The organism is Sphingomonas sp. LT1P40 (assembly GCF_036663835.1).
Classification (GTDB): domain Bacteria; phylum Pseudomonadota; class Alphaproteobacteria; order Sphingomonadales; family Sphingomonadaceae; genus Sphingomonas.
Genome location: NZ_JAXOJT010000001.1, coordinates 624,084 through 641,977, shown reverse-complemented (window position 1 = coordinate 641,977; position 17,894 = coordinate 624,084). Strand labels below are relative to the sequence as shown.

Sequence of the window (17,894 nt, the reverse complement as noted above, 5' to 3'; positions counted from 1 at the left end):
AGTCATGCTCGATAGCGAAACAATCGCTACGGGGGGAGAGTTGTCGTGGACGAGCATGATGCGATCGGGGCGATCGCGGACCGGATCGGATACCAGCTTCGCCGCGTCGATGTCCTCTCGATGAACCGCCTACATGAAACGCTGGAAACGATGGGGGTCCGCCAGGGTCGCGCCACCGCCATCGCCTATATCAGCCGCCACCCCGGATGCGATCAGACCGAACTGGGCGGCTTTCTGGGCATCAATCGCGCCAGCACCATGTCGGCGGTCAATGCACTGGTCACGCTTGGTCTGGTCGAGCGGCGTCCCGGACGCGACCGCCGCAGCAATGCACTGCACCTGACCCAATCCGGACATTTGTTGCACGACGAGATCGTGCGCGTAACCGACGATCATGATGAGGATTTCTTTGGCGTGCTCTCGGCGTCCGAACGCGCCGATCTGATGCGCCTGTTGCAAAAACTACGGACGGAACATCGCGCGACCGCTCCGCGCACCGGACCAACGACAAGAGCGGTTTTGAGGAGGGTGAAATGAAGGGATTTGCGAGACTGGCGGCCAGTGCCGCTATCGTGCTGGGCGCGATACCGGCCTGGGCACAGACCGAACCGGCAACTGAGGCTGCCGCCGATGAGGGCAACGAGATTCTGGTGACTGCCCGCCGCACGTCCGAACGCTTGCAGGACGTGCCGGTTGCGGTCACCGCATTCGGGGCCGAGGCACTGCTCGACCGCAACGTCGCAACATTGGACGAGGTTGCGAAATACACCCCCAATATCCGCTTCGACGGTGCCGCCGCGCTGTCCGGCGGCAACTACAACGCCACGGTATTCATCCGCGGCGTCGGTCAGAACGACTTTGCGATCTTCTCCGATCCCGGCGTCGGTTTCTATGTCGACGATGTCTATTATGCCCGCTCGATCGGCGGCGTGATGGACGCGGTCGATATCGACAGCGTCCAAGTGCTGCGCGGGCCGCAGGGCACGTTGTTCGGCAAGAACACGATCGGCGGCGCGATGCTGATTACGACTGCCCAGCCCGATCTGGATACGGTGACGGGACGGGTTGAAGGCACCTATGGCCGGTTCGACCGGGTCGACGTCAAGGGCGCGGTGAGCGTGCCGATCGTTCCCGGCGTCGCCGCGCTGCGGATTTCCGCCGCAACGCTCAATCGCGACGGCTACGTCAAACGCCTGTTCGACGGCGAAACTCAGGGCGACCGATCGGCACAGATGGTGCGCGCCAAGCTGCGTATCCAGCCCGACGGCAGCGGCCTGACGATCGACTTGGGTGCGGACTATACTCGTGCCCGCGAAACCTCCGCCCCGTCCGATCTGTTGGCGGTGGGCAACAAGCCCGGTATCACCGGCATCCCGTTCCTGGTGAATTACAATGCGTTCGTGGCACCCGGCCGGGGCATCATCGCGCCCAACGGCCAGCCGACGCTGAACCCCAGCTTCATCACCGCCAGCCCGTTCGAGACTTGGGCCGGCGGCCCGAACGAGAACGACCTCGATTTGTGGGGCGTGCAGGGCGTCGTCAGCTATGAGATCGGCGCGGTGACGCTAAAATCGGTTACCGCCTATCGCGACATGAAGGCGTATTTCACGCGCGACGGGGACAACACGCCGTTCGTGTTTCGCCAGACCACCAACCGCGACAAGCAATGGCAGTTCAGTCAGGAATTGCAGCTGACCGGCAAGACGCTCGACGATCGCCTCAGCTTCGTGGTCGGCGGTTATTATTTCAAGGAAAAGGCGTCGGACATCGCCACCGCCGACCTTGCGATCGGGCTTCAGGCACCTGCCGCGCCGCCGCCCTTCACCCCCGCCGTGTTCATCCAGAACTATACGAACAACAGCAGCCTTGCCGCCTATGGCCAGGTCGATTTCGAGATATTCCCGCGCTTCTCGATCACACTCGGCGGTCGCTACACCAGCGACAAAAAGGAGTTCACGTCGATCAACGTTCGCCAGCGTGACAATGTGATGTTCACGAATGTGACCCGCGAGGCAACGTTCGAGAAGTTCACGCCGCGTTTCGGCATCAACTTCAAGGCACAGGACGATCTGCTGCTCTACGTCTCCTATTCCAAGGGCTTCAAACAGGGCGGGTTCAACGGGCGTCCGCTGGTCAATGAAGCGGAGGTCACCCAATACGCGCCCGAGGAATTGGAAACCTATGAAGCGGGGATCAAGGCGCAGTGGCTGAACGGACAGCTCACCACCAACATCGCCGCCTTCCATTCAACCTACAAGGACATCCAGCTGACGGTGAACCAGACGCCGACCAACTTCGTTGCGAACGCGGCGGCGGGCAAAATCAACGGGTTCGAGTTCGAGACGGTGATGCGCCCCGCATCGTGGCTGAGCTTCAACGCCGCGGTCGGCTATCTCGACGCCAAATACACGGCAGTGGGTCAGGGTCTCGGCCCGACGCAAGTGTTGCCGATCACGCTGAACAGCCAGTTCGTCAAGGCACCCGAATGGACCGTCACCACCGGACTCGAACTGTCCAAACGGTTCGATTCGGGCGGTGAGGTGTCGCTGCGCACCGACCTGACCATGTACAGCCGCATCTATCACGATGTCGCCAACTCGCCGATCATCACCGATGATGGTTATACGCTGGTCAATGCGCGGCTGGCGTGGACGCTGCCGGGTGGCGCGATTCAGCTTTCGGTGTTCGGGACCAACCTGACCGACGAACTTTCCCTGGTGTCGGGCAACGTCTCTGGCGCGTTCGGGCTGGCCGAGGCAAGCTATGGCCGTCCCCGCGAATGGGGGGTGAGCGCGAGCTGGCGATTCTAGCTCGCGCCGCCCGCGCCATCCGCTATAGACGATAACAAAGCCGATGCCGGGAGAGCGAAGTTGAGCACCGACCCCAGAGTGATGATCGATTCCCGGCCCATGTCGCGGTTCCAATGGGGCGTCGTCGCCACGATGATCGGGCTCAACGCGCTCGACGGGTTCGACGTGTTGTCGATCAGCTTCGCCGCGAACGGCATTCGTGAGGAATGGGGGTTGGGGCCGTCCGGCCTTGGCTTGGTGCTGTCGATGGAACTGATCGGCATGGCGATCGGGTCGCTGTTCCTGGGCGGGGTTGCCGATCGCATCGGTCGCCGTGCCACGATCCTGTCCTGCCTCGCCTCGATGACGGTCGGCATGCTGGGCGCGGCCACCGCCAACGGGATCGAAGTGCTTTCCGCATGGCGCGTCCTCACCGGGCTGGGCATCGGCGGCATGCTCGCCGCGACCAATGCGGCGGTGGCGGAAGCCGCGAACGCGAAGCACCGCTCGCTCGCCGTCGTGCTGATGGCAGCGGGCTATCCGGTCGGGACGATCATCGGCGGTTCGATTTCCGGCATCCTGCTCGTCCATTATGATTGGCGCGCGGTATTCGTGTTCGGTGCGATCTGCTCGGTCATGTTCATCCCGCTGGTACTGTGGCGCGCGCCGGAATCGGTTGCTTTCCTGATGCACAAGCGCCCGCCGAACGCGCTGGAGCGGATCAACGCCACGCTCGCCCGGATGGGACATCCGCCGGTCGATGCGCTACCCGAAGCAACGCCGGAAAGTGCGCGCAAGGTGCCACTCGTCGATCTGTTCTCACCGGCGCTGCGGCGGGCGACGATCCTGCTGACGCTTGCCTATCTGCTTCACATCATGACGTTCTACTTCATTCTGAAGTGGATCCCGCCAATCGTGAAGGACATGGGCTTTCCGCCGCCACAGGCTGGCGCTGTCCTCGTCTGGGCCAGCATCGGCGGGGCGACCGGATCGCTGATCCTGGGGCTGTTGACCGGCAAGGTCCGGCTGCTCGCGCTCACCATCGTCGCAATGTTGATGTCCACCGCTTTGGTCATCGTGTTCGGACGCGCGCAGACGGATCTGGCGGCGCTGTCCACCGTCGCGGCGATGGCCGGGTTCGCCACCAATGCCGGGGTGGTCGGTCTCTATGCGCTGATCGCCCAGTCCTTCCCCACCGGGGTGCGCGCCACCGCCACCGGCTTTGTCATCGGCGTCGGACGCGGCGGATCGGCGCTGGCCCCCGCCCTTGCCGGGTTTCTGTTCGCGGCGGGCTATGGGTTGCAGAGCGTCGCGGTGCTGATGAGCTTGGGTTCGATCGTCGCCGCGATGGCATTGTTCGGCATGCGCGGCTGGTCCGCGCCGGTCGAAGCCGAGACCGCACGTTGACAAGTCCCCGTGCGCACCGCGAAGGTTCGCACATGGCGCAGGACGAACCCGACCGCATCCTCTCCGCGATCGAGGTCGCGGCGTGGCTGCGTGAGCGCATCCGCACCGGGCGCGCGGTGCAGGGCCAGCGGCTGATAGAAGCCGACATCATCCGCGACACCGGCGCGACGCGCAGCCGCGTGCGCGAGGCGCTGCAACGGCTGGAGAGCGAAGGTCTGGTCGTGATCGAGGAGTTTCGCGGCGCGTCGGTACGTCGCTTCACCCTCGATGAAATCCGGCAAATCTATCGCACGCGCATGGCGCTGGAAGGAATGGCTGCGCATGACTTCGCCGTCGCCGACGATCCCGCACGCAAAAGCCAGCTGGCCGACCTTCAGGAAAAACTCAACGCCGTCGAGCATACCGGCGACCACCCCGCATTCGTCCGCGCCAACGACGCGTGGCACGCGCTGATTCTCGACGGCGCGGATAACGAATATATCCGCGGCTTCGTCGATCGCCTGCGCCTGCCGCTCTACCGGTTGCTGTTCACCGCCTTTTACCAGCCGCACCGCATCGACGATGCCAACGCCGACCACCGGCTGATTACCGAGGCGATCGTGCGCGGCAATGGCGACGAGGCCGAGCGATTGATGCGCCAGCATATCGAGGATGCGCTGAACGCCGTGATGGAAATGGGCGACCAGCTGCCGCACTGACGCGGTGCAATTTTACGGCCTGTGGCGGCGGCCCAGTTCGGCAACAGCGCGGACAGCGATATCAGCGCACAAACCGGCAGGATGCCCCTCGCCCCGGACCAATAGAGCTGCGTTTTCATTTCCGTCCACCGATTCCGGACCCGCACATCGATCAGCATATGTGGGTTGCCGACAAGATTGTTGACAATAATTGTATTGATCCATAACCATCAGGATGAACGAGGGCACCCGAACCCTCGCTGACTTTGTTGGGAGGATTCAAAATGCGGTTTCAACCGTTCACCGCGCTGGCCACCGGCGTTTCCATTTCTGCCCTGATGCTTGCCGCGCCCGCGCTGGCGCAGGACGCGCCCGCCGACGCAGCCGCGCAGGATGATGGCGGCGTCGCCGAAATCGTCGTCACTGCCCAGCGCCGCGACCAGCGGTTGCAGGATGCACCCGTCTCGGTCACCGCGCTGTCCGCCGACTCGCTCACCGATCGCGGCATCGACAATCTCGGCGATATCAGCAATTTCGCGCCGAACCTGGAGCTGCACCCGACCAACCGTCCAGCCGGCGGTGGCTCGGCATTTGCTGGTTACATCCGTGGCGTCGGCACCGGCGATTTTCAGTTCCCGACCGATCCCGGCATCGGCCTGTATGTCGACGACGTCTATATCGCCCGCTCGCTCGGCGGTCTGCTCAGCCTCGAGGATATCGAGCGGGTCGAAGTGCTGAAGGGGCCGCAGGGCACGCTATATGGCCGCAACACCATCGGTGGCGCGATCAATGTCATCACCGTCGATCCGATCCTTTCGGGTTCCGCCACCGGCCTCGTGAAGGCCCGTGCGGGCAGCTACAAGCGCGCTGACGTCTCCGCCCTCATCAACACCCCGCTGGTCGAGGATGTGCTGGGCCTCAAACTTTCCGCCTCGTTGCTCACCAGCGAAGGCTATGGCCGCCGCATCTTGGACGGGCTGAACTACGCGGGCGAAAACCGCTTCATCCTGCGCGGTGCGATCAAGGCGCAGCTGGGTGAGAGCGTGACGCTGAAGATCGCTGGCGACTACACCCGTCAGCGGCAGAACCCGCCTTCGGGCTACCTCATCGATTTCGTGCCGGCCGGCGCGACCGTCGCCAAGATCGCGCGTTACAACCAGTTCGCTGCGCCGTTTCTGAATCCAGGTCTGGGTCTGCCGACCGGATCGATTTACGATGCGCGCTGGGAAGCGACTGATCCGTACCGCGTCTATTCGTTGCAGCCGCAACAGGATGATGCCGATATCGGTGGTGTCTCCGCCGTTCTCACCTTCGACCTTGCCGAGAACGTCACGCTGAAATCGGTCAGCGCCTTCCGCAAGATCGACGCGCTGATCGAGGTGGATGGCGACCAGACCCCCTACCCGCTCCAGCAATCACGCACGACGCTGAACCAAGAGCAATATAGCCAAGAATTCCAGCTCGGCGGCACCGCGCTGGACGGCAAGCTCAACTTCCTGATCGGCGCCTATGCGTTCAAGGAAGAGGGTGACTCATCGGTCTTTACGCGATCGTTCGAGGGGATTTACGAGGCGATCGTGGCGGCAGGCGGCACACCGACGGCGGCGGACGTGGGCAACACCTTCACCACCTTTTACCTGAAGGCGACCACCTATGCGCTGTTCACGCAGGAAACGCTGAACATCACCGATCAGTTCGGCATCACGCTGGGCGCGCGCTACAACAAGGATCGCAAGGAATACGCCACCTCGGTCCGCCGTCCACAGAACAACACGGTCGTGGTGCCGCTGTCGGCTGCGGTGGCGGAGTGGGAAAGCTTCACGCCGCGCGTCGCGCTGGAGTTCAAACCCAACACGGATATGCTGCTCTATGCCAGCTACTCCAAGGGCTTCAAATCGGGCGGTTTCGGCGCGTCCACCGTCGCCTCGACCCCGACACCGCGTTACGATCCGGAGAAGCTGACCAGCTATGAACTGGGTGCCAAGACGGCGTGGTTCAACAACCGGCTGACCTTCAACGTCGCGGGCTTCTATTCCGAATATCGGGATATTCAGCTGACCGTTCAGTCGACCGATCCGGTGACCAACGCCAATATCCGCACCACGCGCAATGCCGGCGGATCGAACATCAAGGGATTCGAGGTCGAAGTCGCGGCGCGGCCCACGCGCGGGCTGAACCTCAACCTCGGCATCGGCTATGTCGATGCGAAGTTCGACACGCTCGCTGCATCCGCCATCGCCACCGGCTTCAAACTGGGCGACCGCGTCCCGCAGATCCCCGACTGGTCGATCAACGCCGGTGCATCCTATACGGTCGAAACTGGTGCTGGCGAAGTCACGCTGCGCGGCGATTTGAGCCATAAGGGGTCGCAATTCCTGACTCCGGCCGACGCCACCTCGTTCCAGGACGGCTATACGCTGCTCGGCGCACGGATCGCGTGGAAGCCGTCGTTCTTGGACGGCGTCGAGCTGTCGGTCGAGGGCACCAACCTGACCGAAACCGACTATGCCTATTACAAGGGTACCCTGCCCCCGACCGGCGAATATGTCGCAATCCCGGCAGCCCCGCGCGAGATCTATGCGACGGTGCGGTTCAACTTCTAAGGAGGACTGGTAATCCTCCCCCGCAAGGGGGAGGTGGCGCCGAAGGCGACGGAGGGGGCGGACGGCTTCGCACCAAGAGGCGCGAGGACATTCCCTTCCTCCCCCTCCGTCAGGCTGCGCCTGCCACCTCCCCCTGGCGGGGGAGGATTTTACGCCCCCACTACCCTCAACGGCACGAACACCGGCCCTACCTCCGGCATCCCGCTCATCCGCACTTCGCCCGCCAGTTCGATGCTGCGGGTCCGCGCGAGCAATTCGCGCAGCGCGATACGAAACTCCAGCCGCGCCATCGCCATGCCGGCGCAGCGATGCGGGCCACGCCCAAAGGCGAGGTGATCGTAGACATTGGCGCGATCCAGTCGAAATTCGTGGGGTGCCTCGAACACCGCCTCGTCGCGATTGGCGGAGGCATAGGCCAGTGCGATCGGCTCGCCCGGCTCAATGCGCCGCCCACCCATCTCCACGCCGTTGCGCGTGGTCCGGGCAAAGCCGCGATAGGGGGTGTAGAGGCGCAGAAACTCCTCCACCGCAGCCTCAATCGCTTCGGGCTTCGCGCGCAATTCATCGGCCAGTTCGGGGTGTCGCGACAAATGCACCGCGACGCTGCCCAGAAACACCGGCGGCGCGACGAGGCCGACGACCAAGATCTGCCGCACGCACCCGACCAGCATGGCGTCGGGAAGCGGCTGTCCCGCATCGTCGCGTTCGGCAATCAGGCTGCTGACCGGATCGACCAACGGGTCGAGCGGCGCCACGCGGCGTTCGGCGATTAGTTCACGGGCGAGGTCGTAGAGGATTTCGCTGGCCTTCGACACAGTCCCGACGTCGAACGCCTCCCACGCCTTTACGAATTCCTGCGCGGTGCGCCACAACAGGTCGGTCTGCGCCTCGCTGAGATGGAACCAGTCGGCAAACAGCAATGCGGGCAACGGACTACCGAACCCCTCGACGAAATCGCCCCCGCCCGCCGCGATGTAATCGTCCAGCAGGCCCGCGACATGCCCCTCGATCACCGGCTCGATCGCCGCCAGCCGCTTGGCACTCAGCGCGCGGTCGATCGCACGGCGATAGGGGGTATGCTCCGGCGGATCGAGGTGCAGCGGTGGCCGCCGTCCGGTCGCCGACGCGCCCGGCACAACGTTGCGAACCGTGGTGGTGAACTCGATCGGGTCGTCCAGGATGCGCTTGATGTCGGCATGGGTGGTGGCAATCCAAAAACCGCCAAACGCATCGCTGTGCGCGACCGGGCATTTGGCGCGAAGATCGGCGAACACCTTATGCGGCGTGTCAAAATTCTCATGCGCCAGCGGATCATATTCCTGCCCCTGCCACCGCGCCGTCATTGCCGCATTCCCTCATAAATTGTCGACAATCTCGTTGACATAAAAATGCTTTATCGCATAGCATTTTTCCACAGAGGAGAGAGGCTTGGAACCGACCACATACCGCAAGGTGATGGCGCGCGTCGTCGCACCGCTCACCTTCCTCATTATCCTCAGTTCGCTCGACCGCGTAAATGTCAGTTTCGCCGCGCTTGAGATGAACGCCGATCTCGGACTCGATCCGAAAGCCTATGGCTTCGGCGTCGGCATTTTCTTCGTCGGCTATCTGCTGTTTCAGCTGCCTAGCTCCGAAATCCTCAAACGCATCGGCCCGCGCTGGTGGATTGCCGGCAGCGTGATCGGCTGGGGTATCGTCGCCACGGCAATGGCCGCGATCCAGACGCCGATGCATTTCTATGTGTTGCGCTTCCTGCTCGGCGTCTTCGAAAGCGGCTTCGCGCCGGGCGTGGTGTGGTATGTCAGCCAGTGGTTGCCCCAGCAATATCGCGCGCGCGCCATTGCCGGGACCATGCTCGCGATCCCGATCTCGGTCATCTTCGGCGGGCCGCTGTGCGGCGCGCTGATGGCGATGGACACCGGCAGCATCGCATCGTGGCGCGTCATGTTTTTCGTCGAAGGGCTGGCGACGGTCATCGCCGGGATTGCCGCGATCTTCTGGTTCGTAAACCGCCCGTCGGAGGCGCGTTGGCTGTCCGATCAAGAGCGACAGGGGATCGAGGACACGCTCGCCGCCGAAGTCGCCAATGCGCGCGCGCCGGGTGCCGCACTCAAGGACGCGCTCAAAGACCCGATCCTGTGGGTGTCGGCGGGCGTGTGGTTCGTGCTCATCACCGGTGCCAACGCGATCATCTTCTGGCTGCCGATCGCGATCAAGTCGCTGGGACGCAGCGACCCGCTGGAAATCGGCATCCTCGCCGCCCTCCCCTGGGTCGCGATCGGTGCAGGCATGGTGTGGAATGCGCGCCATTCGGACCGGACCGGCGAGCGTTACAACCACCTCGCCTGGCCGATGCTAGGCGCGGCGGTCGCATTCGGCGTCGCCGCGATGTTCACCCATAACGGCCCGCTGGCGCTCGCCGCACTGGTCGTGGGCGGTTTTGGCCTTGGCGGTGCGCAATCGGTGTTCTGGACCATCCCCACCAAGTTCGTTGGCGCGCGCAACCCCGGCGCAATCGCCACGATCAACCTGTGCGGCAATGCCAGCAGCACGGTGATGCCGGTCGCGATCGGCTGGATCGTGGCGAGCACGGGCAATATCACGGTGCCGGTCTATGTGCTCGCCGGGTTGATGCTTTTCGGCGCGCTGCTGATCGTGCCGCTGAGCCGCCTCGGCAATATGCGGGAAGGAAAGACATGATCCGCAAGCTTGTTCTCGGCACCGCCGTCGCCGCATTCGCTGCTGCCGTTGCCTTTGCACAGGGTGGTGAAAAAGACCCGTGGTGGAGCCCGGACGAGGGTCGCACCTTCCCTGCGCGGCTCGATTACAAGAATCCCAACGGCACGCTGCGCCTCCTGCTCGACAACGGCCCGATGGACACGAAAGACCACCCCTTCTTTACCGCCATCGGCCCCAATGGCCGCGCCTGCGTCACCTGTCACCAGCCCGCCGATGCGATGAGCCTGTCCGCCGCCTCCGCCGCGCGGCAATGGCAGCGCAACGGTGCCAAAGATCCGCTGTTCGCCGCCAGCGACGGCTCCAACTGCCCCAGTCTGCCGCAATCCGAACGCGCATCCCACTCGCTGCTGATCGACCATGGCCTGATCCGTATCGCCCGCCCCTGGCCGCCCAAGGATGTGAAGCCGGACTTCACGATCGAGGTCGTCCGCGACGCCTCCACCTGCAATCTCGACCCGAAATACGGGCTGAAGGGCGCAGGCATGGTCTCCGTATTCCGCCGCCCGCGCCCGGTGGCGAACTTCAAGTATATCGAGGCGATGGGCTTCGCTTACGATCCCAAGGCCGGGATGCCACTGCCGATCGATCCCGAAACCGGCAAGCCGGTCAGCGGAAATTTGATGGCCGACGCGCGCGTCCCCAGCCTGACCGCGCAGATGCGCGACGCTGCCGGCGCGCATCTCGGCTTCCTCAAGAATCTAGACAAAGCCGATATCGACCGCATCATCGATTTCGAGCGACGCATCTATGCTGCGCAGCAAATCGACGCAAAGGGCGGGCCGCTTGATGGCGACGGATCGATGGGCGGCACCAAAACGCTGCAAATCTCCCGCGCCGGCATGCTCGGCAGCGATGGCGGTATCCCCGTGTGGAGCGAGTTCGAGGCGTGGGAGAAAACGCCCGCCGCCGTAAAGGCGAAGCTACCTGCCGAAGTCCGCACCTTCCGCGACTCCGTTGCACGCGGTGCGCGAGTGTTCCGCGACAAGACCTTCCTCATCACCGACAGTGCGGGCATCAATTCGCCGATCGGGTTCGGCAATCCGGTGCGCAACAGCTGCGTTTTCTGCCACAACATGTCCTATATGGGCATGGACGTCGCCCCCGGTCAGGTGGACCTTGGCACCACCAACCAGCCCTTCGCCGACCCCGCGCCGCACCTCCCGCTGTTCCGCATCATTTGCACCGGTGCGCCACATCCGCATTACGGCAAGACGATCCTGACAAGCGATCCCGGCTATGCGCTGACCACCGGCAAATGTTCAGACGTCGGCCGCATCACGCTGCAATCGCTGCGTGGCATGTCGGCGCGCGCGCCCTTCTTCTCCAACGGCAGTGCGAAGGACATTCGCGGCGTGATCGACTATTACGAGCGGCGCTACAATATCGGCTATACCGAACAGGAAAAGGCGGACCTCGAAAACCTGATGCGGTCGCTGTGATGAAGGCGCCCCTCCTTTTCGGCGCGGTGCTGCTGACCGGCGCACAGGATGTGCAACAGGCGATCCGCTTCATCACCTGTCCGGTCTATCGCGACACCGACAATGGCCGCAAATCGGGTTGCTGGCTGGCGAGCGATCCGGCGACCGGCATCCGATACGACGTAACCGCAGCATCGACCAAGCCCGACTGGAACCACGCGATTCTGGTCGAGGGATATGTCGCAAAGGATAGCGGCGATCTGTGCGGCGGCACGGTCATCGAACCGGCTCGCGTATCGGTGCTCGAAGCGCCGTGTACGCGTCATTTGATCCGGGACGAGGGGTATAAGGGGCGCAAATTCGCCCTACCCACCCGCAACGTCCGCCCACTCTATGACGTGAGAAAATTGCCGGAGAAGCCCTATGTCGAGGGCCGCTTCACCATCCCCTTCGGCTATCGCAGCAGCTTCGTCACCTATCAGCTGTCCGACTATTATCTCGACGCCACGATCAACTATGCGCTCGACGTCCAGCCCGCGCGGATCGAGATCGCCGGGGTCGCACAGACCAAACCGGATACCGTGTCGGGGCAGGAAATCGTCGAGGACGCCGCCATCGCCCGCACCCGCGCCGAACTTGTGCGCCGCGCGCTTATCCTGCGCGGCATCGCGCCGGAGCGAGTGAAGATCGTCGATACCCTGCCCGGCCCGTTCGTCGCGGCGGCGTTCGACGGGATGAAATGGCCCGAAGCGCGGCGGGTGGATGTGCGGATCATCCCGGAAACCACCGCACGCTGATCGTCAGCGACGGCGACAGCTGCTCCCCGCCGGACGACCGGCGAAGCGATCGCCGAACCAGCGCAATGCAGTGTCCGCTGTTCGCTTGCCCACGCTCACATGATCCCCGCCCGCAATCTGGTGGAAGGTGACGGTTGCGCGTCGTTCGCACAGCCGATCGACGAACGCGCTGGTAACGGCGGGCGCGACGATCACGTCCGCCGAACCCTGTGTGATCAACAGCGGCATCGTCAGTCCGGCGGGGGTCACCGAATTTTGCGTCATCAACGCCGCCCAGCGCGGCGATGCGGCCAGATCGACATTGCGCAGCTGGTGCGCCAGCCGCAACATGCCGATCTTCGTTCCCAGCGAAAACCCGTCGAGCGACACGCAATTGCGCGCGATCCGGCTGATGAGTGTCGCCGTCTGCGGCCTCACTGCCGTGGTCAGCGGCAGGCGATACACCTTGCTCCAGCTTTCGGCGGCATAAGCAGTCAGAAACGCGCGAACGGCAGCATTGCTGCCACCCGTCAGATTGGCCTTGATGTCCGTCGGCGGCGCGGCGGCGGCGACCCCGACCAGCTGCAGTTCCGGTGCATAGCTGGCGGCGGATTTGCCCGCCCATAGCGACGAAAATCCGCCCTGTGATTCACCCCACAGCGCAAAGCGCGACGACGCTCGCGCCTGGGGCAAAGCCCGCGCCGCGCGGACACTGTCTAACAGATTGTGTGCAGCCGCAGTGCCGACCAGCATCGGGTGCGGACCGGGCGTTCCCAGCCCCTGATAATCCGGCGCGGTCACGACATAACCGGCGGCAAGCAAGCCGTTCAGGCCCGCGATGTTGGCGAACAACCCGGGCTTGTCGGACAGCCCGCAATTTGTCGCCACGCCCGACGCGCCATGCGACCAGACGACCACCGGGCGTCCCCCACGCGGCGGCGCGCGATCGGGGATGACGATCGCGCCGCTGACCACGGTCGGGCGACCGTCCTTGTCCGCCGAACGATAGAGAATGCGATAAGCCGTCGCCCCGGCAGGCGCGCCGGTGATGGGCGAGGCTGACACGATGCTGCCCGCCGATCCGTCCGGTTGAGCAAGCGCGGGCATCGCTACGATCGCGGCAAACGGGAGCAGTGCGCCGAAAGCAACGCGGGTGAACGACTTGGACATGGTCCGTCTCCCGGGCGCACGAATGGCCCGGGTCCGGCATATCCCTGTCCGGCGTGACACGCAATTTCGGGTGGTTAAGACCCGACCAGCGATTTCCGGCCCATATATTTGACCAGCGCCGGATCGACGACACAGGCATAGGACGCCGCCCGATCCTGTGGCCCAATCCCGTCATAGCGCGCCGCCTGAGGATAGGGACACAGCGTCCGCGTGAACGTCTCTTTCCCCTCCACAATCTTCGTCGCGGTCAGTCGCGCCGGAGCCTGCCCCTTTTCGACCCAGTGGATCAGCGCCCACAAGGTGTCGCGCGCCGCATCACCCGGCCATGTCATATGGCCGGATGCGCCGAACTGGTCGGCACCCGGCCCGCGCGCGCAGTGATAGACGCCCGGTGCCATGAACAGCCGGACATGATCGTCCAGCCTGGCCAGCCCGCCATTGGCGCGAGCCAGTGCGCCATAATAATCGATCGTCGGCCCGGCATTGGTCGAGGGATCGGCCCAGCCCTGATACAGGATGGCCTTGCCACCCGCCTTCACGAACGGCGCGATCGCCAGCCTGTCCGCGCGCAATTCCGGCATCGCCTTGTTCGCGGCTAACAAGTCGCGCGAGCGCTGGAATGAGTCCTCGTTCCAGTTTGCATCGCCATATACCCCGTCCGCCCACATCGCGCGGAGCAGCGGTGAAGGCGGGCCGGGACGCGTGCGAACGCCGGGAAATAGCCCACCGTCCATTGCCCTGCCCCGCTCGTCCTTCATCGGCGCGCGGATCAGGTCGAGCATCTGGAGCTTCGGCGCGGTCAGGCAGCCCTCGGTCTGGCCGGGCTTGCACAGCAAGGTCGCTGAGCGAAAATTACACGCGAGCGGGTTGGCGATGATGCCGTCCTTCACACCGTCGCTGCCGTCGCACGCCGCTATCGCCTTGCTCTCGTACAGCGACCAGTCGGCATCGCTCAGCGCGCCCGCCGGGGTCCATTTCTGTTGCAGCGCGAACCACAGCATCCGCACCGATTGCAGCGGCATGTACGGCCCCGGTGCCCCGGCGATCACGCCGTCATAGTCGCCGGGATAATTCTGCATCTGCTTGAGCGCCTGTCGCCCGCCGCCCGAACAGCCAGTGAAATAGCTTTTGTTCACAGACCGCTTGTAAAACCGCGCCGCCAGCGCCTTCGCCGCGACGGCAGTCAAATGCACCGCGCGATGCTCGTAATCGACCCGCGCTTTGGGATCGGCCATCCAGCGGGCCTGCGTCGCCTTGTGCCCGCTATCGGTGGTGACGGTGGCGAAACCCTCGCCGATGCGACGGCTCATATCGGTGTAATTATAAACCCCCGCATCGCCGCCGACGCCCGCGCCCAGCAACCGCCCGTTCCAGTCGAACGGCAACCACAGCTCGAACCCGATATTGCCCTCGATCCTCCCCTCGACGCGGCAGAACGGCACCTTAACCGGGACGCCGCGATAGCCGCCGCGACTGTCGGGTGCCTCCCACCCTTGCGAATGGCTCACCGGCGCGGCGGTGACGGTAACACCGCCCGGATGCGCGCCGGTCAGGGCGGCGCATCCGGCAAGCACGCTGGCGAGCATTACGGGCATCAGAACTTCACGTTGGCCGTGATAGCGAACAGCCGCGGGATCGGGTTCGACGACTGCGGATCGTAACCGCCGGTCGTATCGACGAAGGGCGGATCCTCGTTGAACAGGTTGCGCACATCGAACGACAGACTGATCTTTTCGTTGATGTCATATCCGATCAGCAGGTCGAACGTGTCGTAATTGCTGACCTCCCGAAACACGGTCGAGGTGGTGTTGGTGTAGCCGTTCAGGTGGTTCCACGTCAGGCGCGCCTTCGCCCCGCCGACCTTTGCCCCGATATCGGCCTGGGTCCGGAATTTCTGACTGAAGCCGATCGTATCGAGCACATCGACCAGCCCCGAACCCGGCACGGCCTCGAACAGATAGTCCAGGATGTAAGTCCCTTGGATACCGGCATCGAACTCGACGCCGCCCATGTCCCATCGATAGGCTGCGGTGAAGTCCAGCCCGCGCAACAGCGACGTTCCGAGGTTCTGACGGCGCCCATCGACGATGAACGTCACCAGGCTCTGGTTGATCGCGCTATTGATTGGCAGGCCGGACGCGACCAGCGCGCTGACTTCCGCCGCCGTCGGATTGAACTGACGGAAATTGGCGTAGAGCGGGTTGGTCAGGATGCCGGCGGTGCCGCGCAACGCCTGAATCTGATCGGTATAATCGATCCGGAAGTAATTCACGGATGCGGTGAAGCCGGGCAAGGTCGGCGGTGCGGCCTCGACACCAAACGACCACGTCTCCGCCTGTTCGGGCCGCAGGTTCGGGTTGCCGCCGGCGATGCCGATGCCGGTCTGGTTGCCGCCGGGTCCGGGGAGCGTATCGAAATACAGGCCCGCGCCGCCCGCGATCGTCGACACCTCGGTAAAGGTCGGGGCGCGGAACGAGGTGCCGTAAGTCCCTTTCAGCGTCAGGCCGGTAAACGGTTGATAGGTCACGCCGAACTTGGGGTTCGTGGTGCTGCCGAAATCGCTGTAATGCTCGTAACGGACGGCAAGGCTGAGGTTCAGTTTTTCCAGACCGGCCGAGGCATTGCCCGCACCGACCAGCGGCACGAACAGTTCGGCGAACACGGCATCGACATTGCGGCTGCCGTCATCGGTCACGCGCACCGGCGCGGTCGAGCGACCGCTCAACAGATCGGTGAACGTGTATTCGACGCGATGCTCGCCGCCGACCGCGATGCGTACATTGCCACCCGCCATCTCGAACAGCGATCCGTCCATCTGCGCATTGACCACGTCGAGCCGCGTGCGACCGGTGATGACAAACAAATTGTCGGTGATCGTGGCGATCGTCGCGGCGTTGTTCGCTCCACCGAACACGTTCAGCGCGGTCGCCGGATTGGTGTCATTGAGCGCCGCCTGCAACGCCGCCGCATTCACGCCGCTGCGACGGCGATTGTCGATCTCTTCCGCTTCGCCATGCGCGTAATAGACGGTCGCGCGGAAATCGCCGAACGGCTTGAACTCGATGCCCGCCGTCGCATTCCAGCTGGTCGCCTCGATCGGGCGAGAGATCGTTCCGATCGCCGGGTAGAGCGAGGTGGCGACGGTCACACAGCGCGAACCGGCCGGTGCGCCGACGCTGGCCGCGCACAAGGGCGGCGTTACGCCGACCGGTGCGACGTAGAATGGATTGCTGCTGGGCACCGTCGCATTGACGCTGGCCAGCAACGGGATCGTACCAGTGCGGCGCGACCAGAAGCCGTCAGCAAAGATACGGGCGAAGTCGCCAATCTCCTGGCTAGCGTTGGCGACGACGCTATAGCGTTCCTGATCCGGGATGACTTCCAGATCGCCATCATAGAAACAACGGTTGGCCGTCCCCGCAACCAGCGCGGCTGCATTGGCGCTGGTCACGCCGCCGGTCGGGATCGCATAGGTCTGGCCGCTGACCGTGATCGTGCCGGGCGCACAGTTGGTGACGCGCAGGTCACGCCCGCCCTGGCTGCGCAAATCGTTCTGATAGAAATCGAGTTCGCGGCCATAAAGCGGCGAATTCGCCGAATACTCGCCAGCGATCGTGATCCAGCCGCCGTCCCAATTGTGCCCGATCAGCGCGGCGACTTGGCCCTCGCGGAAGTCGCCCTCGGTCATGCCGTAACGACCGCGCACCTCGATGCCGGAAAAGTTCTTGCGCAGGATGAGGTTGACCACGCCCGCAACCGCGTCCGAGCCATAAATGGCCGAGGCGCCGTCCGCGACGACCTCGATCGCACCCAGCGCGATTGACGGGATCACCGACGGATCGGTGAACTGGCCCTGCGTCCCCTGTGGCGGGAAGCGCTTGCCGTCATAGAGCAGCAGCGTGGCGTTGGTGGACAGTCCGCGTAGGTTCACACCCGCACCGCGCGTCGCATTGGCCGCGCCGTTCTGCGCCGATCCGCCCGCGCGGTTCGCGCCCAGCGACACGACCTGTGGCACGCGGCGCAACAGGTCGTTGGTCGATACCACCGGCTCTTCCATGATCTTTTCGGCATCGATCTGGATGACGGCCGAGCCGACCGGCTCGATCCCGCGAATGCGGCTGCCGGTGACGATGACTTCCTGCTCAGAGGCGGCTTCAGCCTCCGGCGCCGGTTCGTCCTGCGCCAGCACGGGCGATGCGATGCCGAGCGCGAGTGCGCCGATTGCAGTGCGGCCCAGCAAAATGGCCGAACGACGGGTGACGATGGTCTTCATTCTTCCCTCCTCTTCCGTTCCGCATGTCCCTGCGGTTTGGGG

General features: G+C 64.1%; 12 protein-coding genes. 8 read left to right on the top strand and 4 right to left on the bottom strand.

Going from position 1 to position 17,894, the window contains the following annotated elements; all coding sequences use genetic code 11:
• The first annotated feature begins 45 nt into the window (after positions 1-45).
• From U1702_RS02965 to U1702_RS02945, 5 genes are all read left to right on the top strand, one after another.
• A complete protein-coding gene (locus tag U1702_RS02965; RefSeq protein WP_332721910.1) occupies positions 46-537 on the top strand; it encodes a MarR family winged helix-turn-helix transcriptional regulator in 492 nt (163 codons plus the stop codon).
• A complete protein-coding gene (locus U1702_RS02960; protein WP_332721908.1) occupies positions 534-2,810 on the top strand; it encodes a TonB-dependent receptor in 2,277 nt (758 codons plus the stop codon). Before U1702_RS02965 ends, U1702_RS02960 begins: the two co-directional genes overlap by 4 nt.
• A gap of 99 nt (positions 2,811-2,909) precedes the next feature.
• The gene (locus U1702_RS02955; protein WP_332721906.1) at positions 2,910-4,196 is read left to right on the top strand and encodes an MFS transporter; all 1,287 of its coding nucleotides are present in this window, start codon (positions 2,910-2,912) and stop codon (positions 4,194-4,196) included.
• A gap of 32 nt (positions 4,197-4,228) precedes the next feature.
• The gene (locus tag U1702_RS02950; RefSeq protein WP_332721904.1) at positions 4,229-4,894 is read left to right on the top strand and encodes a GntR family transcriptional regulator; all 666 of its coding nucleotides are present in this window, start codon (positions 4,229-4,231) and stop codon (positions 4,892-4,894) included.
• A gap of 263 nt (positions 4,895-5,157) precedes the next feature.
• Positions 5,158-7,476, top strand: a complete 2,319-nt coding sequence (locus U1702_RS02945) for a TonB-dependent receptor (RefSeq protein ID WP_332721903.1) — start codon at positions 5,158-5,160, stop codon at positions 7,474-7,476.
• 149 nt (positions 7,477-7,625) lie between these two features.
• Here the strand turns inward: U1702_RS02945 and U1702_RS02940 are convergent, their stop codons facing one another.
• Positions 7,626-8,819 carry a cytochrome P450 gene (locus tag U1702_RS02940; protein WP_332721901.1) on the bottom strand — a complete coding sequence of 398 codons (1,194 nt, stop codon included), beginning with the start codon at positions 8,817-8,819 and terminating at the stop codon, positions 7,626-7,628.
• 85 nt (positions 8,820-8,904) lie between these two features.
• Here U1702_RS02940 and U1702_RS02935 point away from each other — a divergent pair, with 85 nt between their 5' ends.
• From U1702_RS02935 to U1702_RS02925, 3 genes are read left to right on the top strand one after another with little or no spacing between them, the layout of a single operon-like run.
• On the top strand, positions 8,905-10,176 hold the full coding sequence (locus U1702_RS02935; RefSeq protein WP_332721900.1) for an MFS transporter: 1,272 nt from the start codon (positions 8,905-8,907) through the stop codon (positions 10,174-10,176).
• Positions 10,173-11,654: a hypothetical protein gene (locus tag U1702_RS02930; protein ID WP_332721899.1), complete on the top strand. Its 1,482-nt coding sequence runs from the start codon at positions 10,173-10,175 to the stop codon at positions 11,652-11,654. Before U1702_RS02935 ends, U1702_RS02930 begins: the two co-directional genes overlap by 4 nt.
• The gene (locus U1702_RS02925; protein WP_332721897.1) at positions 11,654-12,430 is read left to right on the top strand and encodes a hypothetical protein; all 777 of its coding nucleotides are present in this window, start codon (positions 11,654-11,656) and stop codon (positions 12,428-12,430) included. Before U1702_RS02930 ends, U1702_RS02925 begins: the two co-directional genes overlap by 1 nt.
• 3 nt (positions 12,431-12,433) lie before the next feature.
• Here U1702_RS02925 and U1702_RS02920 read toward each other — a convergent pair whose 3' ends face one another.
• The 3 genes from U1702_RS02920 to U1702_RS02910 form a co-directional block, all read right to left on the bottom strand.
• Positions 12,434-13,579, bottom strand: a complete 1,146-nt coding sequence (locus U1702_RS02920) for a lipase family protein (RefSeq protein ID WP_332721896.1) — start codon at positions 13,577-13,579, stop codon at positions 12,434-12,436.
• 74 nt (positions 13,580-13,653) lie between these two features.
• The gene (locus U1702_RS02915; RefSeq protein WP_332721894.1) at positions 13,654-15,174 is read right to left on the bottom strand and encodes a tannase/feruloyl esterase family alpha/beta hydrolase; all 1,521 of its coding nucleotides are present in this window, start codon (positions 15,172-15,174) and stop codon (positions 13,654-13,656) included.
• On the bottom strand, positions 15,174-17,852 hold the full coding sequence (locus U1702_RS02910) for a TonB-dependent receptor plug domain-containing protein (protein ID WP_332721892.1): 2,679 nt from the start codon (positions 17,850-17,852) through the stop codon (positions 15,174-15,176). Before U1702_RS02910 ends, U1702_RS02915 begins: the two co-directional genes overlap by 1 nt.
• Between the last annotated feature and the right edge of the window lie 42 nt (positions 17,853-17,894).